General features: G+C 73.0%; 22 protein-coding genes. 10 read left to right on the top strand and 12 right to left on the bottom strand.

The annotated features are described in order from the left end of the window. Window positions 1-100 precede the first annotated feature (100 nt). The 5 genes from lanKC (at window position 101) to ACSDG8_RS02340 (ending at window position 6,546) form a co-directional block, all read left to right on the top strand. Window positions 101-2,713: a class III lanthionine synthetase LanKC gene (gene lanKC / locus ACSDG8_RS02360; RefSeq protein ID WP_210899103.1), complete on the top strand. Its 2,613-nt coding sequence runs from the start codon at window positions 101-103 to the stop codon at window positions 2,711-2,713. A 6-nt stretch (window positions 2,714-2,719) separates the two neighbouring features. Beyond that, complete coding sequence (locus ACSDG8_RS02355) at window positions 2,720-2,839, top strand: SapB/AmfS family lanthipeptide (protein WP_088974649.1); 120 nt, start codon at window positions 2,720-2,722, stop codon at window positions 2,837-2,839. A 50-nt stretch (window positions 2,840-2,889) separates the two neighbouring features. Next, window positions 2,890-3,009, top strand: coding sequence for a SapB/AmfS family lanthipeptide (locus ACSDG8_RS02350; RefSeq protein WP_088647629.1), 120 nt, complete (start codon window positions 2,890-2,892; stop codon window positions 3,007-3,009). Window positions 3,010-3,073: 64 nt separating this feature from the next. Further along, window positions 3,074-4,741, top strand: coding sequence for an ABC transporter ATP-binding protein (locus ACSDG8_RS02345; RefSeq protein ID WP_210899100.1), 1,668 nt, complete (start codon window positions 3,074-3,076; stop codon window positions 4,739-4,741). Next, window positions 4,738-6,546, top strand: coding sequence for an ABC transporter ATP-binding protein (locus tag ACSDG8_RS02340; RefSeq protein WP_307856292.1), 1,809 nt, complete (start codon window positions 4,738-4,740; stop codon window positions 6,544-6,546). The genes ACSDG8_RS02345 and ACSDG8_RS02340 overlap by 4 nt, the downstream gene beginning before the upstream one ends. Here ACSDG8_RS02340 and ACSDG8_RS02335 read toward each other — a convergent pair. From ACSDG8_RS02335 to ACSDG8_RS02325, 3 genes are all read right to left on the bottom strand, one after another. Further along, window positions 6,442-7,053 (bottom strand): response regulator transcription factor, encoded by a 612-nt coding sequence (locus tag ACSDG8_RS02335; RefSeq protein ID WP_210899098.1) that lies wholly within the window; start codon window positions 7,051-7,053, stop codon window positions 6,442-6,444. The genes ACSDG8_RS02340 and ACSDG8_RS02335 overlap by 105 nt on opposite strands. Before the next feature lie 113 nt (window positions 7,054-7,166). Beyond that, window positions 7,167-7,799 carry a response regulator transcription factor gene (locus tag ACSDG8_RS02330; RefSeq protein WP_210899096.1) on the bottom strand — a complete coding sequence of 211 codons (633 nt, stop codon included), beginning with the start codon at window positions 7,797-7,799 and terminating at the stop codon, window positions 7,167-7,169. 131 nt (window positions 7,800-7,930) lie between these two features. Next, window positions 7,931-9,322: a PLP-dependent aminotransferase family protein gene (locus ACSDG8_RS02325; RefSeq protein ID WP_210899094.1), complete on the bottom strand. Its 1,392-nt coding sequence runs from the start codon at window positions 9,320-9,322 to the stop codon at window positions 7,931-7,933. Window positions 9,323-9,362: 40 nt separating this feature from the next. Here ACSDG8_RS02325 and ACSDG8_RS02320 point away from each other — a divergent pair, with 40 nt between their 5' ends. Then, window positions 9,363-10,271: a DMT family transporter gene (locus ACSDG8_RS02320; protein WP_307856293.1), complete on the top strand. Its 909-nt coding sequence runs from the start codon at window positions 9,363-9,365 to the stop codon at window positions 10,269-10,271. Window positions 10,272-10,302: 31 nt separating this feature from the next. On the opposite strand, the gene ACSDG8_RS02315 is transcribed toward ACSDG8_RS02320, so the two are convergent. Genes ACSDG8_RS02315 through ACSDG8_RS02305 form a run of 3 tightly spaced genes read right to left on the bottom strand, consistent with a single transcriptional unit; the run spans window position 10,303 to window position 12,347 of the window. After that, complete coding sequence (locus ACSDG8_RS02315; RefSeq protein ID WP_210899090.1) at window positions 10,303-10,782, bottom strand: SRPBCC family protein; 480 nt, start codon at window positions 10,780-10,782, stop codon at window positions 10,303-10,305. Further along, window positions 10,779-11,126 (bottom strand): ArsR/SmtB family transcription factor, encoded by a 348-nt coding sequence (locus ACSDG8_RS02310; RefSeq protein WP_210899088.1) that lies wholly within the window; start codon window positions 11,124-11,126, stop codon window positions 10,779-10,781. The genes ACSDG8_RS02315 and ACSDG8_RS02310 overlap by 4 nt, the downstream gene beginning before the upstream one ends. 9 nt (window positions 11,127-11,135) lie before the next feature. Further along, the gene (locus ACSDG8_RS02305) at window positions 11,136-12,347 is read right to left on the bottom strand and encodes a hypothetical protein (RefSeq protein ID WP_439427610.1); all 1,212 of its coding nucleotides are present in this window, start codon (window positions 12,345-12,347) and stop codon (window positions 11,136-11,138) included. Between the two features lie 330 nt (window positions 12,348-12,677). Between ACSDG8_RS02305 and ACSDG8_RS02300 the strand changes: the two genes are divergently transcribed. Next, window positions 12,678-14,243 carry a pectate lyase family protein gene (locus tag ACSDG8_RS02300; RefSeq protein ID WP_210899086.1) on the top strand — a complete coding sequence of 522 codons (1,566 nt, stop codon included), beginning with the start codon at window positions 12,678-12,680 and terminating at the stop codon, window positions 14,241-14,243. A gap of 59 nt (window positions 14,244-14,302) precedes the next feature. Here the strand turns inward: ACSDG8_RS02300 and ACSDG8_RS02295 are convergent, their stop codons facing one another. After that, entirely contained in the window at window positions 14,303-16,027 is a 1,725-nt protein-coding gene (locus ACSDG8_RS02295; RefSeq protein ID WP_210899084.1) for a cellulose binding domain-containing protein, read from the bottom strand. A 27-nt stretch (window positions 16,028-16,054) separates the two neighbouring features. Continuing rightward, entirely contained in the window at window positions 16,055-17,407 is a 1,353-nt protein-coding gene (locus ACSDG8_RS02290) for a non-reducing end alpha-L-arabinofuranosidase family hydrolase (protein WP_439427609.1), read from the bottom strand. Here ACSDG8_RS02290 and ACSDG8_RS02285 point away from each other — a divergent pair. Next, complete coding sequence (locus ACSDG8_RS02285; protein ID WP_282100793.1) at window positions 17,406-17,540, top strand: hypothetical protein; 135 nt, start codon at window positions 17,406-17,408, stop codon at window positions 17,538-17,540. The genes ACSDG8_RS02290 and ACSDG8_RS02285 overlap by 2 nt on opposite strands. Before the next feature lie 229 nt (window positions 17,541-17,769). Here the strand turns inward: ACSDG8_RS02285 and ACSDG8_RS02280 are convergent, their stop codons facing one another. The 3 genes from ACSDG8_RS02280 to ACSDG8_RS02270 form a co-directional block, all read right to left on the bottom strand. Further along, window positions 17,770-18,834, bottom strand: coding sequence for an SRPBCC domain-containing protein (locus ACSDG8_RS02280; protein ID WP_439427608.1), 1,065 nt, complete (start codon window positions 18,832-18,834; stop codon window positions 17,770-17,772). Window positions 18,835-18,855: 21 nt separating this feature from the next. After that, window positions 18,856-20,187 carry a low temperature requirement protein A gene (locus ACSDG8_RS02275; protein ID WP_439427607.1) on the bottom strand — a complete coding sequence of 444 codons (1,332 nt, stop codon included), beginning with the start codon at window positions 20,185-20,187 and terminating at the stop codon, window positions 18,856-18,858. 83 nt (window positions 20,188-20,270) lie between these two features. Further along, window positions 20,271-20,861 carry a TetR/AcrR family transcriptional regulator gene (locus ACSDG8_RS02270; RefSeq protein ID WP_439427606.1) on the bottom strand — a complete coding sequence of 197 codons (591 nt, stop codon included), beginning with the start codon at window positions 20,859-20,861 and terminating at the stop codon, window positions 20,271-20,273. A gap of 122 nt (window positions 20,862-20,983) precedes the next feature. Here ACSDG8_RS02270 and ACSDG8_RS02265 point away from each other — a divergent pair, with 122 nt between their 5' ends. Together ACSDG8_RS02265 and ACSDG8_RS02260 are read left to right on the top strand one after the other, a co-directional pair. After that, window positions 20,984-22,624 carry an MDR family MFS transporter gene (locus tag ACSDG8_RS02265; protein ID WP_439427605.1) on the top strand — a complete coding sequence of 547 codons (1,641 nt, stop codon included), beginning with the start codon at window positions 20,984-20,986 and terminating at the stop codon, window positions 22,622-22,624. Window positions 22,625-22,697: 73 nt separating this feature from the next. Then, complete coding sequence (locus ACSDG8_RS02260; RefSeq protein WP_439427604.1) at window positions 22,698-23,546, top strand: phosphatase PAP2 family protein; 849 nt, start codon at window positions 22,698-22,700, stop codon at window positions 23,544-23,546. 9 nt (window positions 23,547-23,555) lie between these two features. Here the strand turns inward: ACSDG8_RS02260 and ACSDG8_RS02255 are convergent, their stop codons facing one another. Next, window positions 23,556-25,610 carry a cellulose binding domain-containing protein gene (locus ACSDG8_RS02255; protein ID WP_439427603.1) on the bottom strand — a complete coding sequence of 685 codons (2,055 nt, stop codon included), beginning with the start codon at window positions 25,608-25,610 and terminating at the stop codon, window positions 23,556-23,558. Between the last annotated feature and the right edge of the window lie 12 nt (window positions 25,611-25,622).

Below are 25,622 nucleotides of genomic sequence, written 5' to 3'. Positions count from 1 at the left end.
CAGTGCGGAACTCACCGTCGCGTCGTGACTCATCGCACTGGGCCCGCGACTCCGCCATCCGCAGGATTGACGTCAACCGATCAGCCGGTGGAGGCACCCGATGGACGAACGGTACGACTCGTACTGCGCGGTCGATCCGCTCTTCTACGACTCGCTGGCCGGCACCACGACCGAGGCCGGCGGCTACCTCACCGGTCCGGTGCCGCAGGGCTGGGAGTGCGAGGTCAAGGACGACTGGATGATCCACGGACCGGTCGGCGGATCGCTCCCCGCGCAGGGCTGGAAGATTCACGTGTCCGCCCGGCTGGACAACGCCGAGCGTGTGCTGGCCCGGGTGGCCGACTACTGCCGGCCCCGTGGCATCCCGTTCAAGCATCTGCGCGGCCCGCGCCTGCTGCTCATGCGCAACAGCAAGTACGCCCGGCGCGCCGCCAGCGGGAAGTTCGTCACCGTCTACCCGCGCGACGACGCCGAGCTGGAGCTGACCGCCAAGGAACTTGCCGACCTGCTCGCCGGCGAGACGGGGCCGTACATCCTCAGTGACCTGCGCTACGGCGACGGCCCGGTGCACGTCCGCTACGGCGGTTTCGCGGCCCGCTACTGCGTCTCCGCGGACGGCCAGACGGTGCCGGCGATCGAGGGTCCGGACGGCGTCCTGGTGCCCGACCGGCGGGACCCGGTGTTCCACGTGCCGGAGTGGGTGACCCTGCCCGACTTCCTCGCCCCGCACCTGGCCGCCCGCAATGCGACGACGACGACCGACCTGCCGTACCGGATCGAGAAGGTGATCCACTTCTCCAACGGCGGCGGCCTGTACGAGGCTCGCGACACGCGCACCGGGCAGCGGGTGGTGCTCAAGGAGGCCCGCCCGCACGCCGGCCTGGACGCGACCGGCACCGATGCGGTGACCCGGCTGCGCCGCGAGGCGGAGACGCTGCGCCGGCTGGCCGACGTGCCGCACCTGGTGCGGGTGCACGACGAGTTCAGCTTCGGCGGGCACGAGTTCCTCGCGCTGGTCTTCGTCGAGGGGCGACCGCTCAACCAGGTGGTGGTCGAGCGGTACCCGCTGGTCCACGCCGACGCCGACCGGGCCGACTACACCCGCTGGGCGCTCGACGTGCACCGCCAGGTCGCGGAGGCGGTCGCCGCCATCCACGCGCACGGCGTCGTCTACGGCGACCTGCACATGTTCAACGTGATGGTGGGCGACGGCGGCGCGGTGACGCTCATCGACTTCGAGGTGGCCACCGACGTCGTCGAGGCGACCCGGCCCGCGCTGCGCAACCAGGCGTTCGCCGCGCCGCGCGACCGCACCGGCGTCGACGTCGACCGGTACGCACTGGCCTGCCTGCGCCTCGCCCTGTTCCTACCGCTGACCGCGATGCTGCGGCTGGCCCCGGCCAAGGCGGCGCACCTGGCCGACGTGGTCGCCGAGAACTTCCCGGTGCCGCGCGAACTGCTGGACGAGGCGGTCGAGGTGATCGTGCGCGGACGCCGGGCGGACCTGCGCCGCGCCGTCACGATCGACCCGGACGACTGGCCCGGCCTGTGCGACCGGCTCGCCGAGGCGATCACCGCGAGCGCCACCCCGGACCGCGACGACCGGCTCTTCCCCGGCGACATCCGCCAGTTCGCCGGCGCCGACGGCGGGCTCAACCTGGCGTACGGCGCGGCCGGGGTGCTCTGGGCGCTGCACGTCAGCGGCGCCGGCACCGACCCCGCGCACGAACGGTGGCTGATCGACCGGGCACGCCGCCCCGCCTCCGGCAGCCGGCTCGGCCTCTACGACGGGCTGCACGGCATCGCGTACGTGCTGGACCTGCTCGGTCACCGGGACGAGGCGGCGCGCCTGCTCGACCTGTGCCTCGACCAGCCCTGGACGGAGCTGCGCGACGACCTGACCGGCGGGCTGTCCGGCATCGCGTTGAACCTGGCGCACTTCGCCGCGCGCACCGGCGAACGGCGTTACGCCGACGCCGCCCGACGGGCCGTCGAGGTGGTGGTGGGCCGGCTCGGCGACGTCGACTCGGTCGCGGAGGTCAGCGGCGGGCGGCACCCGTACGCGGGGCTGGCCCGGGGCGGAGCCGGCGTGGCGCTGATGCTGCTGCGGATGTACGAGCGGTACGGCGACGACGACCTGCTCGACCACGCGCGCATCGCGTTGCGCCAGGACCTGCGCCGCTGCGTCCGGCGCGACGCCGGGCACCTGGAGGTCAACGAGGGCTGGCGGACCATGCCCTACCTGGCCGAGGGGAGCGTCGGGATCGGGCTGGTGCTCGACCAGTACCTGCGCCACCGGCCCGACGACGACCTGCGCGACGAGGCGGCCGCGATCCGCCCCTGCGCCGACTCCCCGTTCTACGCGCAGTCCGGCCTCTTCGCCGGCCGCGCCGGGATCGTCGCGTACCTCGCCGAGCGGGGCGAGCGGGAGGCGGCCCGACAGCAGGCCCGGCTGCTCGGCTGGCACGCCCTGCCGTACCGGGACCGGACCGCCTTCCCCGGCGACCAGCTCCTGCGGCTGTCCATGGACCTGGCCACCGGCACCGCCGGGGTGCTCGCCGCGCTCGCCGCGACGCGGCCGGACGACCCGCTCCACCTGCCGTTCCTGACTCCGCTGCCCGACGCGACGCGCGTCGCGGGCGCGGACCGGACGGCCACCGACCCCCCGGCTTCCCCGGGGCGACCCCGCACCGACGTGACCGGAAGGAGGTGAATCGACATGGCTCTGCTCGATCTCCAGGGGATGGAGCTGCCGGCCGCCGAGCGTACCGGCGGTGGCAGCCAGGCCAGCCTGTTGCTCTGCGGCGACAGCTCGCTGAGCGTCACCACCTGCAAGTGATCCGTCCGAACACCGACGTCAACGTCACACGAGAGAAGTGAGGAAGCGACATGGCTCTGCTCGACCTCCAGGGAATGGAACTGCCGGCCGCCGAGCGTACCGGCGGTGGCAGCCGCGCCAGCCTGCTGCTCTGCGGCGACAGCTCGCTGAGCGTCACCACCTGCAACTGACGATCAGTCGCTTGGCCCCGGACCGGCGCGAGCCGGCCCGGGGCCCGCGGCCTTGGGAGGACCGATGACCCCCGCCGACCGGCTCGCGCTGCGCGCCGTGTCCTTCGCCGGGTGGTGGACACCGACGTTGGCGGTGCTCGCCGTGGTGGAGGCCGCGGCCGAACTGGCGCTCCCCGCCGTCCTGGGGCGCGCCGTGGACGCCGTGGTCGGCTCCGCGCCGCAGTCGTCGTCCGGCCGGTGGATCGCGGTGGTCGCCGCGCTGGTGCTGGTGCTCATCGGCACGCGGGCGGCCAGTGACTTCGGCAGCGGCGTGGCCGGGGCCCGCTCGGTGGCCTCGCTGCGGCACGCCCTGATCCGGCACCTCTTCGCCCTCGATCCGCGCACCGCGGCCCGCCGGCCGGTGGGCGACCTGGTCGGCCGGCTGGTCGGGCAGGTCGCCGCCGCCGGGCAGGCCGCGCCGACGGTCGTCCTGGCCGGCAGCGTGCTGCTGCCACCGCTGGGCAGCCTGGTCGCGCTCACCCTGATCGACCCCTGGCTCGGCCTGACCTTCGTGGTGGGACTGCTGCTCCTGGCACTGCTGCTGCGGCGCTTCGTCAGCGAGGCGTCGGACGCGGTCGCCGGCTACCAGCGGGCGCAGGGAGATCTGGCCGGGCGACTGGTCGAGGCGCTCGCCGGCGCGCGGACGATCGCCGCCGCCGGCACCGCCGAGCGGGAGGTCGACCGGGTGCTCGCTCCGCTGCCGGAGCTGCACCACCACGGCGTACGCACCTGGCGGGTGCTGGCCGGGGCGTCCGCCCGGGGTGCGCTGCTGAACCCGTTGCTGCAACTGGCGGTCGTGGCGGTCGGCGGGTGGTCGCTGGCGGCCGGGCGGCTGACTCCCGGGGAACTGCTCGCCGCCCTCCAGTACGCGGCGATCGGCGCCGGGCTGGGCGCCGCGATCGCCGCTGTCAACACCGCCGTGCGGGTACGCGCCGGCTGCGCCCGGGCCGCCGAGATCCTCGACGAACCGGCCCGCCGGTACGGTGCCCGGGACCTGCCGCCAGGGTCAGGGCGGCTGGACCTGTGCGGGGTGCAGGTCCGCGGTGACGACGGCCGGCCGCTGCTCGACCGGGTCGACCTGCAGGTGCCGGGCGGGACGCTGCTCGCCGTCGTCGGCCCGTCCGGCGCCGGCAAGTCCCTGCTCGCGGCAGTGGCCGGCCGGCTGCGGGACCCGGACGCCGGCGAGGTGCGCCTGGACGGTGTGCCGCTGCGCCAGTTGACGCCGGCGGCGCTGGGCCGGGCGGTCGGCTACGGCTTCGAGCGGCCGGTGCTGGTGGGGGAGAACGTCGGCGCGGCGGTCGGCTGCGGCGCCGACCCGGTGCCGCTGACCCGCGCGGCCCAGGTCCACGACGTGGTGCGGCTGCTGCCCGAGCGATACCGCACCCCGCTGGCCGGGCTGGCCCTCTCCGGCGGGGAGCGGCAGCGCCTCGGCCTGGCCCGCGCGTTGCGGGCCGAGCGGCTGCTGATCCTCGACGACGCGACGTCCAGCCTGGACACGGTCACCGAGCACAAGGTGGTGGGCGCGCTCACCGGCCCGGACGACCGGCGTACCCGGGTGGTGGTGAGCCACCGGATCGGCACCGCGGCCCGCGCGGACCTGGTGGCCTGGGTGGAGGGCGGCCGGGTGCGGGCGGTGGCCCCGCACGAGGTGCTCTGGGCCGATCCGGCCTACCGGGCGGTGTTCCGGTCGTGACCTCGGTGGGCGCGACTGTCCGCGCCGCGCTGTCGGCGCGGCGTGGGCCGCTGCTGCGCCTGGCCGGCTGGTCGCTGGCCGAGGCGCTGCCGGCCGCGTTGACCGGCCTGCTGACCGCCCGTGCCGTGGACGACGGCTTCCTGGCCGGCCGGCCCGGCGTCGGGCTGCTCTGGCTGGGGCTGCTGGCGGTCGCGGTGCTCGTCGGCGCGCTCGGCACCCGCCAGGCGTACGGACTGCTGGGTGAGGTGGTGGAGCCGTTCCGCGACGACCTGCTGCGGCGGGTGGTGGCGGGAGCGCTGGCCGGCGCGACGGACGGCCGGGCCGACGACGCGGCGGTGACCCGGTTGACCCACCAGGTGGAGATGGTCCGGGACACCTGGGCCGGCCTGATGATGGTGGTCCGGGGCTTCGTGTTCGCCGCCGGGGCCGCCGTGGTCGGCCTCTTCTCCCTGGCCGCCCCGGTCGCGCTGCTGGTGGCCGGGCCGGTGCTGGCCGGTCTCCTGCTCTTCGCGGCGGCGCTGCCGGCGATGGTCGCCCGCCAGCGCGAGTACGTCCTGGCCGGTGAGCGGCTCGGCCGGGACGCGATCGTGGCGGTGGCCGGCCACCGGGACGTCACGGTGAGCGGGTCCGGGGACCGGGTCGTCGGCTGGCTCGGGGGTCACGTCGACGCCCAGGCCCGGGTGGAGCGGCGCCTGGCCGTCATGGCTGCCGCGCGGAGCCTGAGCCTGGCCGTCGGTGGCTGGCTCCCGGTGCCGCTGCTGCTGCTGGCCGGCCCGTGGCTGCTGCGGCAGGGCCTCGGGCCGGGTGCGCTGCTCGGCGCGCTGGTCTACGTCGTGCGTGGCATCCAGCCGGCGCTGCACACGCTGTTCCAGGGGGTGGCCGCCGGCGGCCTCCGCTTCGTGGTCACCCTGGACCGGCTGCTGCGCACGTGCGTACCCCCGCCTGGGTCGGGGGGCGCGGCGGTCGCGTCGCCGCGCGAACCGGCCGCACCCGCGCTGTCGCTACGGGCGGTGACCTTCCGGTACGGGCCGCACGCCGAGCCGGTGCTGGACGGCTTCGACCTGACCGTGCCGGCCGGCGATCACCTGGCGATCGTCGGTGCGAGCGGAATCGGCAAGTCCACTCTCGCCGGGTTGATGGCCGGGGTGCTGCGTCCGGAGGCGGGCTCGGTCCACGTGTCGGGGACGTCGACCGCCGAGGCGGGCGCCGCAGAGCTGGCGGCCCACCGGGTGCTGATCCCGCAGGAGGCGTACGTGTTCACCGGCACGGTCCGGGACAATCTTCGCTACCTGCGGCCCGGCCTCGACGACGCGGCCGTCCTCCGGGCAGCGGACCGGTTGGGGCTGGCCGACCTGCTGGCCCGGCTCGGCGGCCTCGACGCGACGCTGCGGGCCGCCGACCTGTCCGCCGGGGAGCGCCAGCAGGTGGCCCTGCTCCGCGCCTGGCTGTCGCCGGCGCCGCTGGTCATCCTCGACGAGGCGACCTGCCATCTGGACCCCGCCACCGAGGCGCGCCTGGAAGCAGCCTTCGCCGCCCGGCCCGGCACCCTCGTCGTGATCGCGCACCGCATCAGCTCGGCGGCACGTGCCCGCCGGGTGCTGCTGCTCGACGGCGGGTACGCCCATCTGGACAGTCACCGGGGACTGCTGGCCGTCTCGGCGGCCTACCGAGAGCTGGTGGGCCACTGGGCGGGCGGCGGGTCAGATCCAGCCGGACTCGCGGGCGAGCCGCACGGCTTCCAGGCGGGTCCGCGCCCCGGTCTTCGCCATGACGCGGGACAGGTGGTTGCGGACCGTTCCGGGTGAGACGCCCAGCTTCTGGGCGATTTCCCGCACCGGGAGGCCCTCGGCCGCGACGTCGAGCACCTCCCGCTCGCGTGGGGTCAGCGGGTCGTCGGCGACGTCGAGCGCGGCGACGACCAGGTCCGGGTCGAGCACCGGCTGACCGCCGGCGACCTGCCGGACCCCGTCGGCGATCCGCTCCGGTGGCACGTCGCGGTCGAGGAAGCCGATCCACCCGTGATGCTCGGCGAGTACCGCCCGCATCCGTGCGGCGTGACGCCGGTCCACCAGCACCAGCACCCGGCCGCCGTGGTTGTCGTCGGCCGCGGCCGCGAGCGGGACCAACCGCTCCACCGGTACGACGTCGACGTCCACGACGACGACGTCCGGGCGCTCCTGCAGGAGCGCGGCGTGGACGGCGTCGGCGGTGTCCGCCTCAGCGACGACATCGATGTCGTCCTGTGCGGACAGCAGGTGGGCGAGCGCCCCGCGGACCAGCCGTCCCTCGAGGGCGAGCAGCGTGCGGACCATCTCGACTCCCAGCCACGGCCCCCGCCTTCCTGACGTAACGTAAACATGCGATAACGAGCCGTCAGGAATCTTAGGGAAATCACTGTCTCGGCGACACCCGCCCGCGCGTGTCGTCAGATCCAGCCGGCGTCCTGCGCGCGCTGCACCGCTTCCCACCGGTTCCGGCCGCCGGTCTTGCGCAACAGGCTGGACACGTGGTTGCGGACCGTGCCCGGGGCGAGGTGCAGCAGCGCGGCGATCTCCCGGCTCGGCAGACCCTTCGCGGCGACGGCGGCCACCTCACGTTCCCGGTCGGTGAGCGGGTTGACCACGGTGTCGAGGGCGGCGAGCGCGGTCACCGGGTCGGTGGTGCGGCGTCCCTCCGCGACCGCCCGCAGCCGGGCGAGCATCTCCTCCGGCGGTACGTCCTTGGCGACGACCGCGCGGGCGCGCAGCCGCAGCGCCGACCGGAGCATCCGGGCCGTCGGCCGGTCCGTCAGCACCACGACCGCGCAGTTCGGCACCGCGGCGCGCAGCGCCGGCACCACTGTCGACATGTCGTTCTCGGCGGTGAGGTCGACCAGGACGAGATCGGGGTGGGAACCGGCGAGGCGGCGCATGTCGTCGGGGTCGGCGGCGCACTCCCGCACCACCTCGAAGTCGGCTGCCGCCGCGACCACTCCGGCCACGAGCGTGCGACACAGCCCTGGTTTGCCGAGCACGGCCACCCGAACCGCCGCGGCGGATCCGTGTGGAGTATCACTCACGGGACCACTGTGCCCGACGCGGGCGGCACCGGTAACCCTACTCGGTCGTATGTTCGCGGTGTTCCCGTCATGTGGGCGGATGCCCCGTCGCCCGGGTCGCAGTGTCCGGGGTGGACGGACCCCTGGGCTCGTCAGTGGGGGAGGGCGGTGGACAGGCGGCGGACCGCCTCGTCCATCTGCTCGGGTGGGGTGGCGGCGTAGGTGAGGCGCAGGTGTGGGGCGGGGGGTTCGGCCGCGTACCAGGGGCGGCCGGGGAAGACGGTGACGCCTGCCGCCGCGGCCGCAGTGGTCACCGCTACGTCGTCGGTGTCGTCGGGCAGGCGTACCCACAGGTGCAGGCCGCCGCGTGGGACGGCGCGCGGTGTCAACTGCGGCAGGTGCCGGTTCAGCGCGGCGAGCAGGGCCTCCCGGCGGGCCCGCAGCTGTACGCGCAGGTTGCGGCGGTGCCGGTCCCAGGCCGGCGCGCTGAGGAACTCCACTGTGGCCTGTTGCAGGGGCCCGGCGACGAAGAGGTCGTCGAGCAGGCGGGCGGCGCGCAGCCGTGCCCCGGCGGGTCCGCGCGCGCCGATCGCGGCGATGCGCAGGCCGGGCGCTGTGGACTTGGTCAGTGAGCGCAGGTAGACGACGTGTCCGTGCGGGTCGTCGGCGGCCAGCGGTGGGGGAGCGTCGCCGTCGATGGTGAGGTCGCGGGCGTAGTCGTCCTCGACGAGGAACGCCCCGGCGTCGCGTACCGCCTCGGCGACCTGGGCGCGCCGGTCGGCGGCCAGGGTCGCGCCGTGCGGGTTGGCGTACAACGGCTGGCAGTAGAACAGGCGGGCGCCGGTGCGGGCGAACGCGGCGGCGAGCTGGTCGGGGCGTACCCCGTCGGTGTCGGCGGGTACGGGCACCACCCGCAGCCCGGCGGCGCGCGCGGCGGCGAGCGCGCCCAGGTAGGTGGGGGATTCGACGAGCAGCGTGTCGCCGGGGGTGGTGAGCGCCCGCAGCGTGGAGGAGAGCGCCGCCTGCCCGCCCGGGCAGATCACCATGTCCTCGGCGCGCAGGCCGCCGCCCGCCTCGCGGGCGAACCAGGCGCGCAGGTCGGCGCGCCCCTCGACCGGGCCGCGCTGCCACGCGGCGGGCTGCCGGGCCGCGCGGGCGAGCGCCGCGCCGAGCGCGGCGGCCGGCTGGAGGTCCGGGTCCAGGTAGCCGCCGGTCAGCGGGATCGCGCCCGACGGTGGTAACGCGAGCAGCGCCTGCATCTCCTCCTCGCCGCCCCGCCGCGAGCCGAGCGCGACGGTCTGCCACGACAGGTCCGCCCGTGGCGGGTCGGCGCGGCGGTTCGCCACGTACGCGCCACGGCCCGGCCGCGTCTCGATCAGGCCGTCCGCGACGAGCCGCCGGGTCGCCTCGGCGACGGTGACGGGGGAGACGTGATGGTGCGCGGTCAGCTCCCGCACCGACGGCAGCCGTGTGCCGGGGGCGGCATCGGCCGCCAGCGCACCCAGATGCCGGGCCACCCGCTCGATAGCGCTACCATCATTCATGACCGCACAGAGTAGCGCTACTGCACCAACGACGGTAACGGTGGGACCGGGCGCCGGAGTCGCCCTCGGCGCGCTGGGCGTGCTGGCCTTCAGCATGTCGCTGCCGGCCACGCGCGTCGCCGTGCACACGCTCGACCCCTGGTTCGTCGCGTTCGGACGGGCGGTCGGCGCGGCGCTGCTCGCGTGGGCCTACCTGCGACTGACCGGCGCGCCGCGTCCCACGCGGGACCAGTGGCGGCGGCTGTCGATCGTGGCGCTCGGCGTCGTGGTCGGCTTCCCGCTGTTCACCTCGCTGGCGCTCACCACACAGACCTCCGCGCACGGCGCGGTCGTGGTCACCGTGCTGCCCGCGATGACCGCCGTGTTCGCGGTGCTCCGGGCCGGGGAACGGCCGCCGCCGCTGTTCTGGCTCGCCAGCGCCGCCGGACTGGCGCTGGTGCTCGCGTTCCTCGCCGCCGGCGGCTCGATCCGCGGCGCGCTGTCGGCCGCCGACCTGTTCCTGCTCGCCGCCGTGGTGCTCTGCGGACTCGGGTACGCCGAGGGCGGCCGGCTGGCCCGCGAACTCGGCGGCGCCCGGACGATCTGCTGGGCGTTGCTGCTGTCGCTGCCGGTCACCGTGCCGGTCACGGCGGTTGCCGCGTTCGTTCACCGTCCCCAGGGCGGCGTCGCCGCCTGGACCGGGTTCGGCTACCTCACAGTGGTGTCGATGTTCCTCGGCTTCTTCGCCTGGTACGCCGGGCTGGCCCGGGGCGGCATCGCCAGGGTCGGCCAGATCCAGCTTGCCCAGCCGGTGCTCACGCTGATCTGGTCGGCGGCGCTGCTCGGTGAGGCGGTCACGCCCGGCGCGCTCGTGGTGGCGGGCGCGGTGCTCGCCTGCGTCGTGCTCATCCAGCGCACGCGCAGCGGCGCGACGCCGGGGGCATCCCGCAGGCGAGCCGTTCCACTCTGACACCCACCAACCCGGTCAGATCGCCGGACCCTTATCCGCCGTCGGCGAACAGGCCGGCGTACCGGGTCAGGTACAGCGGCCAGCCCTCGTCGTGAGCGACGCCGTCCCGGACCGACTCCCAGCCCGGGCCGTGCCGGTCCAGGTTGCGGTGCTCCAACTCGACCCGGGTCCGCTGCGGCGTCTCGGCGACGAACCGGACCTCGACCTCGCTGGCGTTGTCCTGATCCTGTTCGAGCTGCCAGGCCGGGCTGATGTCCCAGCTGAACACCAGCCGGTCCGGCGGCTCGAAGACGAGGATCCGCGCCCAGGCGCACTCGCTACCGTCCTCGCCGCGGTCGTAGATGTGCCCGCCGACCTTCGGCTCCAGCACGGTCTCCACGATCGGGGACCCCAGCAGGTTGTGCTCTCTCGGCTTGAAGTCGCCGAACCGCTGCGTGAACACCGCGAACGCCTGCTCGACCGGCGCGTTCACGACGATCTGCCGGCTCACCACCGCGTCCCTGCCACTCATGATTCCTCCTCGCCGGGACGTTCGGCGACGTCCCGGAAGCTCTCCAACGCCCGGCTCCAGTAGGTGTCGAGCTGATCTCGTAGCGCCGCCACCCCGGCGGGATTGAGCCGGTAGACACGCCGGGTGCCCGCCGCCCGGTCCGTCACCAGGCCGGCGTCCTTCAGCACCCGCAGGTGCTGCGACACCGCCGGCCGGCTGATCGGCAGCACCGCGGCCAGTTCGCCGACCGCCCTCGGCCGCTCCGCGAGACTCGCGATGATGGCCCGACGTGTCGGGTCACCCAGGGCGTCCCATCCGTCCTCAGCTTTGTAAGTGGGCACGAACGGTAAGGTACGGCTTACCATAGAGCGCCGTCAAGTCAGCAGGGCGCGATGGCGCCGGTCACGCTGGAGACGTACGCGTGGCTGACGAAGTGTCCTGACGCGAGGCGGTTCCACTGGGTGGTGGTCCGGTACGGGCCACTGGCCGGTGACCGAGCACTCGATCGGCACGTTGGCGTAGGTGGCGGCCAGGCCGACGACGGGGTTGCTCGTACTCGGGCCGGAGCGGATGTTGAGCAGGCCGCTGCCGATGCGGCCGCGCGTGCCGGTGCCGGTCCACAGGTAGGCGACGTCGACCCAGGCGTTGTCGGTCAGCAGCAGGCCGTCCCAGAACGTGCCGTCGGCGAGGTCGATGCCGGCCGGGCTGCCCACCACGCGTCCGAACTGGTCCCGGCCGCCGTTGTAGCCGCTCTGGTACGCCGCCTGCGCCTCGGGCCGGCCCTGCGGCAGGTCCTTCCACATCTCCCGGACGCTGCCCGGGTTCCAGTAGTCGTCCTTCGTGTTCCACGGTCCCATGTCCCAGACCGGGGCGTACTCGCAGCGGCTGCGGGTCGTGGTGCAGACCCGCACGGTGTAGTCGCCGGTGTTCTTCGGCGCGAGGCCACGGGCCGAGGGCAGCGCGACGAAGTGGTCCCGGGAGACGATGACGTGCCCGTTGGCGGTGGTGCCGCCGACCAGTCCTTCGCGGGTGGCGTACACCCGGTAGGTGAGGCCCGGCGTGGCGGCCGTGACGGCGGCGACCGAGTCGGCGGTGAGGCGGACCGTGCGCAGGGTGGGCGCGGCGGACGGCCGTTCGGCGGTGAGGACCACCCGGATCTGCACCCGGGTGACCGGCTGGTCGAAGACGGCCGCGCCGGCCAGGGTGCGCCATTCGGTCCCCGCGCCCGATCGCCAGCCTCGCGCGGCCACCTCGACGGCGCCGGCGCCGGCGGGGCCCGCGACGACGTCGGCCCGGACCCGGTTGGCCGGGGTGGCGAGCGAACGGGGCGCGACGACGAGCGTGCCCTCGGCCGCGATGCCGCGCCGGGCCGCGGGCCGGTGTGCCGGGTCGGCGAGGCGGAGTTCCGTGCCCGTCCAGCGGACGTTGACGTCGTCGGCGTCGATTCCGGCCAGGTCGGCGCTCCAGGTGTTGCCGGTGGCCGCCGGTGTCTCCAGGGGTGCGGCGAGGGCCGGCGAGGCGGCCAGAACGGCGGCGACCGCGCCGGCGACGGCCGCCGACGCACGGGTCCTGCGGGATGCGGGCATGGCGCTCCTCGTGGGGGCATGAGTAGACAGACGTCGATGCGAGGGTGAGGTGCAGGCAATCATTGATCTCGCATCGCGTCAAGGTGGCGTCCCTGGCGTCCGGACGCCCTGAGCAGTGCAAAAAACCTGCAAACGCTACCTCTTGCTTTCCTGGAAAGCGCTTTCATACGATCGCGTTACATCGATGTTTCGTTTGCGGCCCGGGCATCGCAGATGAACGACATCCGCTGGCGGCGCGCCTGATCGCGTCGCGGCTCCGCACCATTCCCATTCGGTGACTGCCGCTGCTCGGCGGCAATTCCCGCATGCTCGAAAACGAGAAGAGGCGACATGAGAAGACCAGTCGCGCTGCGACTCCACGCCACGCTGGCCACGGCGGTCGTCGGGATCGCCGTCGCCGTGGTCCTGCCGAGCCCGCAGGCGTCGGCGGCGGCCGGAAGCGCCACCGGCTACGCCACCCAGAACGGCGGCACCACCGGCGGCGCGGGCGGGCAGACCGTACGTGCCACCACCGGCACCGCGATCCACGCGGCGCTGTGCGGGCGCGCCAGCAGCAGCACCCCGATCATCATCGAAGTGACCGGGACCATCAACCACGGCAACACCAGCAAGGTATCCGGATCGAGCTGCAACACCGCCGACGGCGTCATCGAGCTGAAGCAGATCAGCAACGTCACCATCATCGGCGTGGGCAGCGGCGCCGTCTTCGACCAGCTCGGCATCCACATCCGCGATTCCCGCAACATCATCATCCGCAACGTCACGGTGCGCAACGTCAAGAAGTCCGGCTCGCCCACCTCCAACGGCGGTGACGCGATCGGCATGGAGAGCACCGTCCGCAACGTCTGGGTCGACCACGTGACGCTGGAGGCGTCCGGCGGGGAGTCGGAGGGCTACGACGGCCTGTTCGACATGAAGGACGACACCCAGTACGTGACGCTGTCCTACAGCATCCTGCGCAACTCCGGCCGCGGCGGCCTCATCGGCTCCAGCGAGAGCGACCGCGGCAACGGCTACATCACGTTCGAGCACAACCTGTACGAGAACATCGACTCCCGTACGCCGTTGCTGCGCGGCGGCATCGCTCACATGTACAACAACCACTACACCGGGCTGCACGAGTCGGGCATCAACTCCCGGGCCGGCGCGCGGGCCAAGGTGGACAACAACTACTTCCGCAACTCCAAGGACGTGCTCGGCACGTTCTACACCAGCGAGCGCGGCACCTGGCAGGTCAGCGGCAACATCTTCGACAACGTGACCTGGTCCTCGCCCGGGAGCGACAACTACCCGGCGGGGCCGAACGTGACGTCCACGACCACCGTGAGCGTCCCGTACTCGTACCGTCTGGACGCGGCGAGCTGCGTGCCGGACATCGTGCGGCAGACGGCGGGCGCCAACACCGGCCTGCGCGTCTCCGACGGCAACTGCACGCCGCAGTCCCCGGCCCCGACCACGCCGGGGCCGACCACGCCCGCCCCGACCACGCCGCCGCCGGGGACGACCACCCCGCCCCCGTCCGGCGGGACCAACCTGAGCCTTCTCTCGGGCGCCGGCGCCGACGGGTCCAGCAAGGCCGACGGCACCAGCTACGGCAACGTGCGCGACGGCAACCTGAGCACCTACTGGTCGCCGTCCGGGTCGACCGGCACGGTCTCGATCAAGTGGGGCTCGGCCACCACCGTGTCCCGTGTGGTCATCCGTGAGCCGTCCGGCACCTCGGGCTCGATCGGGTCGTGGCAGCTCGTCAACAACGACAACGGCGCGGTGCTGGCCTCCGGCAGCGGGGCCGGCCAGATCACCTTCGGCGCGACCTCGCTGAAGAAGATCAACTTCAAGATCAACAGCTCCGGCGGTACGCCGAGAGTCGGCGAGTTCGAGACGTACGCCAGCTAGCAGGCGCAACGAGCGGGGGCGGCCGATCCGGCCGCCCCCGCCCTTTGTGCTGTCCCCGCTCAGAGGGTGAGCACGACGGTGGAGATGCTCCGCGCGCCGACGTTCACAGTGACCTGGTTGCCGTTCACGCCGACCGGCTGGCTCGCCGCGCTCGCGTTCTGCGACGTGGCCACGTACTCCGCCCGGCTGACGTTCTGCGGCGCCTGGATGATCGCGTTGTTCACCGCGCTGGTGGACCGGTTGAGGATCACCAGGGTGACCTTCCCATCACCCTGGTACGCGGTCACCTCCAGCGGCGACGCCTTGGAGCTCTTGGTCAGGGCGACCCGCTGGTAGCCGGGCCGCACGTACTTGGCGTACTGCGAGAACGCGTACCCGCGCTTGAGCGGCGCGCCCGCCACAGTGCCGTACGCGGACTCGCCGTCACCGATGAACGAGTAGTAGCGCTTGCCGTACCACCAGACATACGCGCTCCAGTTCGACTCCATCGACTTGTGCACGGTGCGCATGATGTCGTCGAGCGTCTCGTTCCAGACCGTGGCGTTAGCCGGGTTGCCCCAGATGTTGGAGCCGCCGCCGTCGGCCTCGTGCAGGTTCCACTCGGTCATCCACACCGGCTTGTTGTACTGCTGCGCCAGCGTGTACGGCTTCAGCCGGCCGGACGCCTCGGTGCCGTAGAGGTGACCGCCGATGTAGCCGATGTTGTTGCGGGCCGCCGCGTCGTTGAGCGTCGGGTCGGTGTAGCTGTAGTTCAGGTTCACCGCCTCGGCGACCATCAGCTTGGTGTTCTGCACCTTGGCGCCCTGCTCCCGGACGAAGGTCTGCAGCTCGGTGCCGCTCCAGTCCATCGAGTCGTAGTCCGGGTGCCAGTCCGGCTCGTTCTGCACGGACGTGACGTCGACCGTCACGCCCTGGTTGCGCATGTACTGAACGTAGCTGTTGAGGTGGTTGGCGTAGTCGTCGTAGTAGTCGGTGCGCAGCTTGCCACCGTTGATCCGGCTGTTGTTCGTCTTCCAGGCCGCCGGAGCGGTCCACGGCGACGCCATGATCTTCACGTTCGACCCGTACGACTTCGCCGTCCGCAGCGCGCTGACCTGCGTTCCCCACTCGCCGGACACCGGCGAGATACCGGTACGCACGATGGACAGGCCGAGCTGGTTGGGGCCGAGCCCGACGAGCGTCTGCGTCTCGGCCGTCGACCAGGCGCCGCCCCAGATCGACACGGCGGCGCCGAACCCGTCGATCGTCTGGTAGCGGCTGGCGGTGTTGACGGTGATGTCCGCCGCCCCGGTGGGCGGCGGGGTGGTGGGCGAGCTGGTCGGCGAGTTCGTCGGTGAGGTGGACGGCGACGTGGTCGGCGTCGTCGTACCGCCGGTGCAGGTCACGCCGTTGAGCGCGAAGCTCGTCGGCGCGGGGTTGCTGCTGGTCCAGGACCCGTTGAACCCGAACGACGTGTTGCCGTTGGTCGGGATGGATCCGTTGTAGTCGACGTTGCGGGCGGTAACCGCCGCTCCGCTCTGGGTCACTGTGGCGTTCCACGCCTGCGTGACGGTCTGGCCGGCGGCGTAGGACCAGGTGAGCGTCCAGCCGTTGACCGGGTCACCGAGGTTGGTGACCGTGACGTTCGCGCCGAAGCCGCCCTGCCACTGCGACGACACGGCGTAGGTCACCGCGCATCCGGCGGCCGCCGCCCCGGCGGGCAGCGCCGCGGCCATCGCCGTGGACGCCAGCAGGACCGCGCCGGCCGACAGCACCGCGGTACGGGTCGTTCTGTGCCTTCTCATGCGATCTTCTCTCCTCGACGGCCCGGGTCAGCGCTGCAGGGTGAGCAGTCCGGGGCGGTAGGGCAGGAGGCCGTAGTCGCCGCCGGAGTTGGGGGAGCGGCCCTGGTAGAGCAGTTGGAGGTTGCAGGGGTCGACGGTGAAGGTCTGGTCGGCGGTGGTGCGGATCAGTTCGCCGTGGCTGATGTCGTTGGTCCAGGTCGCGCCGCTGTTGGCCTTGCCGGCGAACGGGTTGGACTCGGTGGCCGCCTGCGGCGTCCAGGAGCCGCCGAGGCTGGTGGCGGTGAAGGACCGGAAGTAGCGGCCCTGCGAGCCGATGGCCTCGACGATCATCAGGTAGCGGGTCTGACCCTGCAGCTTGTAGACCTGCACTGCTTCGAACAGGTTGTTCGTCGAGTCGCTCATGATGGTGGTGTAGTTCGAGCCGAAGCTGCCCGGGAAGTTGCCCAGGGGCATGCTGGAGCGGTAGATCTTGCCGTTGTCACCGGCGAAGAACAGGTACATGTTCTGGTCGTCGGCGATCAGGGTCTGGTCGATCGGGCCGGTGCCGGAGCCGGAGATGCTGCCGGTGAACAGCGGCTGCGCCGAGGACCACCCGTTGGGGTTGGTGGGGTCGTTGGAGGTGCGGTAGGAGAACGCGGTGGGTCCCCACTGGTAGGCCAGCACCCAGATGTTGCGCGGCGCGAAGTAGAACAGGGTGGGCGCGACGGTGCCGGACGACATCGCGTTCTGGCTGGCCGAGGCCATCTGCGACCAGTTGGAGAAGAGGCCAAAGTTCATCGACCCCCACCTGGTTCCGGTGTCGTGCGTGGTGGCGTAGACCAGGTGCTGTCCGTTGTAGGGCACGACTGTGAAGTCCTTCAGCGACACCCAGCCCGAGCGCGGCTGCGCCAGCGCGCCGGTCGAGGACCACCGGTACGACGACGGCAGGCTGCACGTGTTGCCCGGCGGCGGCGTCGTGGGCGGTGCGGTGGTCGGCGGCGCCGTGGTGGGCGGCGCGGTGGTGGGTGCACCGGTCGGGCCGCCGGTCGGCGTGGTGGTGCCGCCGGTGCAGGTCACCCCGTTGAGCGCGAAGCTGGTCGGCACCGGGTTGCTGCTGGTCCAGGAGCCGTTGAAGCCGAACGACGTGGTGCCGTTCGTCGGGATGGACCCGTTGTAGTCGACGTTGCGCGCGGTGACCGCCGCTCCGCTCTGGGTCAGGCTCGTGTTCCACGACTGGGTCACCGTCTGCCCGGCCCCGAACGACCACGTCAGCGTCCAGCTCGACACCGGGTCGCCGAGGTTCGTGACGGTGACGTTGGCGCCGAAGCCGCCCTGCCACTGCGACGAGATCGCGTAGTTCACCGAGCAGCCGGCGGCTGCGGCGCCGGCGGGGAGCGCCATGACGACAGTCGCCGACGCCAGCAGCGCGGCGCCGGCCGATGCCAATATGGCATTGACTGACCTGGATCTGGACATGAATAGACCTCCTGCGGGGGCGGCGGCTCTGGCATTGGCGGTGGCGATTGTTTTGTGAGCGTTAACAGCCGCGTCAGGGATGTTACGGGAGCGCTCCCATGCACTCAACAGCTCATTTCCGCACCCACCGCACCAGGCCCCGCCCCACATGCCCGAACCCCGCCCGAACCCCGCCCGCCACCGCCCCAACCCGACGATCATGAAGTTGGCCGCCGTGAATGCGGACGAAACCGCGGTTCAACCTCATGATCAACGCGGTGAAAGGAGGTGGGGCGGGGGAGTGCGGGTCAGGCGGGGGCGCAGGGAGTGCTGTCGGCGGCGCAGCCGGCGGGGGCGTTGTGCGACGGGTCGGGGTCGCGCACGTCGAACCGGATGGTGACGGACCCGCCGCCCGGCAACGCGGCCCCGGTGAACGTGACCACACTGCCGTCCTGTGCCGCCTCGGCCCCGTTGACGCTGCCCACTGTCGCGCCGTCGTGCAGCGTCACGGTGACCGTCCACTCCGGGCGCGGCGCGGGACCGGGATTGCGCAGCACCACCTCGCCCCGGTAGCCGAACAGCCGGTCGTTGACCGTCTCGTACGTGGCGCTCAACGAGGCGGTCGCCACAGTGGAGGGCGTCGGGTTCGGCGTACGGCTGGGGGTGGGCGACGGGGACGGCGAGGGTGAGGCGCTGCGGCGGCTGGTGCTCGGCGTGGGCCGGGCGGTGGTGGGCCGGGCGGCGGGCGCGGCGTCCGACGGCACGACGAGCGGGGCCGACGGCGGCAACGCGGCCGGCGCGCTCGGGCTGTCACCGGTGGCCCACAGCGCCGCTGCGGCGCCCGCGGCGAGCAGCGTCACCGCGCCGGCCGCCAGCAGCACCGGGCGTCGCCGGGAGCGGCGGCGTTCCTCGCCGAGCAGCCGGACCACAGGCAGTTCGGCGGTCAGCCCGCCCTCGGCCCGGCGCAGGTCCACGTTCTGGAACGCCAGCCAGTCGAGAATGGCCGGCAGCCGTCCGGTGACCGCCTGCTCGTGCTGCTCGGCGCGGGCGTCGGCGTCCCAGTCGCCCTCTTCGAGCACCTCGCGCATGGACAGCCGGGTGCCGTGTGCCGTGGGGGCCAGGTCGCAGGCCAGGCGGGTGGCCCGGCCGGCCTCCCGGCAGCGGACGACCAGCCGGTGCGGCGCGCGCAGTTCGACGGTCTCGACCTCGGTGTCTGAGTCGTACCCGGGCAGCGCGGCGGTGGCCAGCACCCACCGGTCGGACCCGGGCGTGCTGTCGGCGAACCACTTGGCCAGCAGCGCGCGTTCCGTCAGCGCCCGCCAGGTCCGGGCGGGCGGGTGGAACAGGTCGACCTCGGTGACGATCTCGATCACGCGGAGACTCTAGGGCCTGTGTCAAGGTCGGTGCGGGGCGCTGTCGCCGCCGTCGCGCCAGCGGGCCCGCCAGGCGGCCTCGCTCTCCTCGGCGCTCGCCTTCTCCTCGTGCATCAGCCGCCGCAACGCGACCCGGGAATCGGCGAAGATCACCAGCTCGGCGGCGACGAGGACCACGCAGATCGCGGTGAGCAGGCCCAGCGCGCCGAGCGCCGGCAGGTGCCGCCCGACCGGCAGCGCCGCGGCGAGCAGGAGCAGGGTGCCGAGCCGGGTCCAGGACAGCGTCCGCAGCGCGCGCCACTGGAACGCCATGTTGGCGGCGAGGTAGAGGAGCACACCACCGAAGAGCAGCGGCACCGCAGGTCCGTGGCCGCGTTCCATCGGTCCGCCCGCCGGGTCGGTGACGATCCGCACCAGCTCCTCGGCGCCGATCGCGAACAGGATCACCCCGGCGATCATGGGCAGGTAGAGGTACGCGTATGCGTCGCGGGCCAGGGCCACCCGCCGGTGGCCCTGAGCGGCGTGCAGCGCGATCCGGGCGGCCGGGCCGATCATGTCGAAGTGCGCCCACCAGAGCGCGGCGGTGAACAGGATGCCGAAGATCGCCGCCGGGATCGCCGGCCAGGTCACGGGCTGGCCGAGCAGGTTGCCGCCGACGCCGACCGAGATGACCGACTCGCCGAGCGCGATGATCAGGATGAGGTCGTACCGCTCGGTCCAGTGCTCGGCCGAGGTGATCTTCCAGCCGTCGGTGCCGGCGAGCAGGCCGCTGCTGTACTGGATGGCGACCACGGCGATCCACAGCCCGTCGCGCAGCCACGGGCCGACCCCTGCCGGCACCCGCGGTGGCAGCAGCGCCGCCACCAGGAGCAGGGAGGCCGAGATGAGCGCCTCGGGCAGGAACAGCCGCAGCTTGCGGCGGGCCGGCGGGTCGTCGCCGGTGGCGTACCAGTACAGCGCGGTGTGCACGAGCCGGATCACCACGTAGCTGATCGTGACCAGGATCGGCCCTGCACTGCCCTTGTCCAGGTCGCCGAACGTCTGCGGCAGCGCGAGCGCGAACGTGAACAGCGCGATCATGCCGACCACCATGAGGATCGGCACGAAGCCCTCGCCGAGGCGCAGGCGGGCGGCCACCGCGCTGTGCACCACCCAGCACCACCACAGCACGGCGAGCACCAGCAGCGCGTGCAGCAGTTCCCGCGGCGTCACGTTGGCGGCGGTGGCGCGCGTGATGATGAAGAAGGACACCACGAAGACGAGGTCGAAGAAGATCTCGAACCGGTCGACCCGGGTGGCGGGGGCGACGCCGGTCGCGGGCCCGAGCCCCTTGCGCCACCGGTCGCCACCCACCGGGCGAGTGTGTCAGCCCAGGTCAGGCGGGGTGTCGCTTTCGCCGGCCATTCCACCGGTCCGACCGGGGGCCCGGGGAGTGTTCAGCCGGCCGCCGGGGCGGCATGGGCGAGCACGTCGCGCAGCACGTCGCGCAACGACCGCCCGGGGTGCTCCAGCCACTCCTGGGCGGCGATCCGCAGGGACGCGAGGAACGTCGCGGCGATGATCCGGGCCCGCAGCGCCGCCTGGGGTCCGTCGAGACGGCGGGCCAGCTCCGCGGCCATCTCCCGCTCCAGTGCGGCGTACGCGGCGACCTGGTGGGCGGCCAGGCTCGGCTGGCCGTGCAGTCGCCGGCGCCGGTTGAGCCAGGGCTCGGCCGGGTCGTCGTAGCCGTCCTCGGCCTGGGTCAGGGCGGCCCGGGTCAGCGCGGCCCACGGTGGCAGCTGCGCCGGTTGCTCCGCGACCAGCGCGAGAAGCCGGCGCAGCCGCAGCGTGTCGCCGTGGAAGAGGGCCTCCTCCTTGCTGCTGAAGTAGTTGGAGAACGTGCGCCGCGAGACGTTGGCGGCGTCGGCGATCGCCTCGACGGTGATCCGGTCGGGGCCGTGCTCGACGGCGAGGGACAGCGCCGCCTCGTGCAACGCCTGACGCGTCGCCGCCTTCTTCCGTTCGCGCAGCCCGGTGCACTCCTCCATGGCGACAAGCGTAGGTGAGCCATTTCTCAATGGGCAAACTTGCCCGACGGGCAAGGTTTAGTGTTGATTGCTTTAGGCAACGAAGCGGCCAACCCGCATCGACACACCTGGAGGACGCGCGCATGAGCGCACCCACCGCGACGGCCGAGGCCGCGCCCATGAGCAAGCGGCAGACGCTGGAGGCGCTCAGCGGGCTGCTGCTCGTGCTCTTCGTGGCCATGCTGAGCAGCACCGTGGTCTCGACAGCTCTGCCGAAGATCATCGGAGCGCTCAACGGCTCGCAGACCCAGTACACCTGGGTGGTCACCGCCACCCTGCTCACCGCGACCGCGACCACCCCGATCTGGGGCAAGCTGGCCGACCTGTTCAACAAGAAGCTGCTGATCCAGGTCGCCATCGTGGTGTTCCTGGTCGGGTCGGTCGCGGCCGGCTTCGCGCAGAGCGCCGGGCAGCTCATCGGCGCCCGGGCCTTCCAGGGCATCGGCGTGGGTGGCCTCCAGGCGCTGGTCCAGGTCGCCATCGCGGCCATGATCCCGCCGCGCGAGCGGGGCCGCTACAACGGCTACCTGGGCGGCGTGATGGCGCTGGCCACCGTCGGCGGCCCGCTGCTCGGCGGCCTGATCGTGGACACCTCGTGGCTCGGCTGGCGCTGGTGCTTCTTCGTCGGCGTGCCGGTCGCGGTCGTCGCGCTGTTCCTGCTCCAGATCACCCTGAACCTGCCCACCGCGCGCCGGGACAACGTCAAGATCGACTACCTGGGCGCCGCGCTGATCGCCGCCGGGGTCAGCGTGCTGCTGATCTGGATCTCGTTCGTCGACGACTCGTTCGCCTGGGCCTCCTGGCAGACCGGCGCCATGGTCGGCGGCGCGGTGCTGCTGCTCGCGCTCGCCGTCTGGGTGGAGTCGCGGGCCGCCGAGCCGGTGGTGCCGCTGCACATCGTCCGCGAGCGCACCACAGCCCTGGCGATCCTCGGCAGCCTCGCGGTCGGCATGGCGATGTTCGGCGGCGCGGTCTTCCTCGGCCAGTACTTCCAGATCGGCCGCGGCTACAGCCCGACCGAGGCCGGTCTGCTGACCATCCCGATGATGGTCGGTGTGCTGATCTCCTCGATCGTGGCGGGCCGGATGATCACCGCTACCGGGAAGGTCAAGCCGTACATCGTGTTCGGCGCGGTCGTGCTGGTCATCGGGTTCGCCATGCTCGGCACCATCGACCACGACACGTCGCTGGTCTTCGTCGGCATCGCGATGTTCATCGTCGGCGTGGGCGTCGGCATGACCATGCAGAACCTGGTGCTCGCGGTGCAGAACACCGTCGCGCTCAAGGACATCGGCGCGGCCAGCGCCAGCGTGGCGTTCTTCCGCTCGCTCGGCGGCACCATCGGCGTGTCGGTGCTCGGCGCGGTGCTGGCCCGCCAGGTCACCGACCGGATCACACACGACCTCGCCGCGGCAGGCATCCCCACCTCCGGCGGAGGCGGCGGCAGCACGCTCAACCTCGACGCGCTGCCCGAGCCGGTACGGCAGATCGTGCGGGCCGCGTACGGGGACGCAACGGGGCACATCTTCCTGATCTCGGCCGCCATCGCGGTGGTGGGTATCGTTGCGGCGCTGCTGCTGCGCCCGGTCACCCTGCGTTCCAGCCTCGACCTGCCGGACACCGGCCGGTCGGTGGCGGTGGGAGCGGACGCCGTCGACGGCGCGCCCGCCTTCGACGAGGTGAGCGTGGACTCGGCCGGCCGGGAGGAACGCGCCCGCCGCTGAGCCCGTACCCCAGGGCCGTCGCCGAGCCCGGCGGCGGCCCTGATGTGTGCCGGGAGGCACCGAAGGAGGAGCCGTGGACACCACGTGGGCCACGCCCGCGCGCCTGGCCGCATGGCGGCGGGCCGCGCGTGAGCTGGCGCTCGTCGCCGTGCTCTTCCTCGCCTACAAGGCGGGCCGGCAGGTGGTGGCCGACCACGCCGACCTGGCCCTGGCGAACGGCGAGTGGATCTGGCACCTGGAACGGCTGCTGCGCCTGCCGGACGAGGCGGCGGTGCAGGCCCCGCTGCTGCCGCACGCGATGCCGGTGTGGGTGGTCAACGCCTACTACGCCTACGTCCACTTCCCGGCCACCGTGCTCTGCCTGGTCTGGCTGTGGCTGCGCCGCCCGGCCCACTACCTGCGGCTGCGGCGCGCCCTGGCGGCGCTGACCGCCGTGGCGCTGGTGCTGCACGTGTGCGTCCCGCTCGCGCCGCCCCGGTTGACCGAGCTCACCGGCCTGGTCGACACCGGCACCCGCTACGGGCCGAGCGTCTACGGACCGCCCGACACCGACCAGCTCAGCAACCAGTACGCGGCCATGCCGTCCCTGCACGTGGGCTGGGCGCTGGCGATCGCGCTGGCGCTGATGGCGGTCACCGCCGGACGCCGCCGCTGGCTGTGGCTGCTGCATCCACTGGTGACCGCGCTCGTGGTGGTGGTCACCGGCAACCACTACTGGCTCGACGGCCTCGTCTCGATGGCGCTGCTCGTGGTGATCCTGGCCGTGCTGCCCCGGCCCGCACCGGACCGGCCCGCGCCCGTCGAGGCGCCCGGACCGGTGCGGCCGCACGTGGTCCCCGCGCCGCGCCGCGCCGGCCACCGCCGGAACCCGAGGGTCCCGGCGGCGGTCGACGTGCGGCTGCGGCCACCCGGCCGGGGCTGAGCGCGCCGGTCAGCGCAGCGTGCAGACGGTCCCGTTGAGGCGGAACGCGCCCGGCGGCACGTTCGGTCCGCTGTACGCGCCGACGAACCCGACGGTCGTGCTCCCGCCGTCGGCGGCGAGCCGCCGGTTGTCGTCGGTCGGCGTCACCCGGACGTTGCGGCCGTCCTGGTTCCAGGTGGCGCTCCACCCGCTGTTCACCTGCTGCCAGGCCGTCGGCCAGGTCCAGGTGAGTGTCCAGCCGTCCAGCGCCTTCGCGCCGGTGTTGATCACCTCGACGTTGGCCACGTACCCGTTGCCCCAGTCGTTGTCGTCGTTGAACCGCACCGCGCAGGAGCTCTCCGCCGGGCTGCCGGTGGCGAACGTCAGCGGCGGCGACGACCACGAGACCCGACCGGCGGTGTCCCGGGCCAGCACGTTGACCGTGTAGCGGGCGCCCGGTTCGAGGTTGCCGACGGTCAGCGACGTGCCGGCGGTCTCGCCGAGCTGCTCGCTGACCGCGCCGTTCTGCCGGTGCACCTCGTACTTGGCGATCCGGGACGCGCCCGGCGTGGCCGCCGGCCAGGAGATGGTGGCCGCGCGGTCGGTCGCCGCGCTCGCCGTCGGCCGGCCCGGGGCGCCGGGCCGCCCGGCCGAGCTGCCGGCCGGTCGCAGCACGAGCGTGGTCAGCGAGTACGGCGGCAGCGTACGCGCTGTCGCGTCGCCCGAGCGGCCGGTGCTGACCCCGGTCGCGCCGTTGGCGAGCGTGTGCACCGTCGGCGCCTCGTCGGCCGGGGTGAACCCGGCGTAGTCGAGCGTCACCGGGTGGGCGTTCTCCGGGTCCTTGTTGAGCAGCAGGACCGCGACGCTGCCGTCCGGCCGCCGGACCGCGTGCGCGGCGACGAGCGGCTGGTCGGTCCCGGCACGGACGAGCTGGTCCCCGGGCCGGACGAACAGGTTCATCATGGACAGCGCGTGGTACGGCGCGAAGGGCGTGTTGAACGGCGGCTGGCACACCTCGCCGTCGCTGGCGCAGTTGCCGCTGGACAGCATTCCGAAGTCGCCGTAGTCGGTCTGCCCGGCCACCTCGGAGACGGTGCCGATGCCGTTGTGCACGTTCCACCACTGCACGGTGAAGACGCCCTGCTCCAGCAGGCCGCTGTAGGCGTCGGCGAGGAACAGCGCGCCGGGCGCGGTGGTGCGGCCGGCGTCCACGTTCAGCTCGGTGAAGCTGATCCCGATCCGGTCGGCGCCGGGGCCGGCGTACCGGGCGATCTGCTGGCGCAGCAGCCAGGCCGCGTCGGGCAGGTGGTTGGTCCGGGCCAGCGAGTCGGCGGCGTTGCCACCCGGGTACCAGTGCACGTCCACGAAGTCGATCTTCGGGCCGGCGAGGGAGAGCACGGTCTGGTTCCACGGTCCCGGGTCGGACCCGGCGGTGATGCCGTCGGGCCAGTTGCCGGGCATGGTGAGCACCGCGCCGACCTTGACGGTCGGGTCGACCGCCTTCATCGCGTCGGCGTACTCGATCACCAGCCGCGCGTACTGGCTCGCGCTCTTGTCCGGGTGGTCGTCGGCCTCCCAGGCCGAGCCGTAGTGGCCGTTGCCGTAGTTCTCGTTGCCGACTGTCCACCACTTGGCGCCGTAGCCCTTTGTGACGTTGGCGTAGCGGACCCAGGCCGCCGCCTCGGCGGGCGTGCCGGTGCCGTAGTTCGCGATGATCATCGGCTCGGCGCCGACGCGCCGGGCGCCGGCCATGAACGTGTCGAAGTCGGTGTTCGGCGCGACGTAGCCGCCGGGCGCGGTGTGCGTCTCCCAGTGGTAGATGTCGGCGTACGAGCCGCCGGGGTAGCGCAGCATCTTCACGCCCGCCGCCTTGAGCAGGTCGGACGTCTCGGCGCTGCCGAGTTGCGAGTCCCAGATGGCGTGGTTGACGCCGAGCGCGGTGGCCGGGACGGTGGCCAGCCCGGCGCGGGTGTTCACGGTGACGGTGACCGCGTCGGTGGGGTCGGCGGCGACCGGCCCGCCGACGGTGCTGAGCGCGGCGGCGAGCAGCAGCAGGCTGGCCGCGAACGCGGTGGTTCTCCTCATGCGGGGGTGTCC

Source organism: Micromonospora sp. LA-10, from assembly GCF_051853095.1.
Taxonomy (GTDB): Bacteria; Actinomycetota; Actinomycetes; order Mycobacteriales; family Micromonosporaceae; genus Micromonospora; species Micromonospora echinospora_A.
The sequence above is the reverse complement of the archived record's forward strand: the minus strand, read 5'-3'. Positions and strand labels throughout refer to the sequence as shown.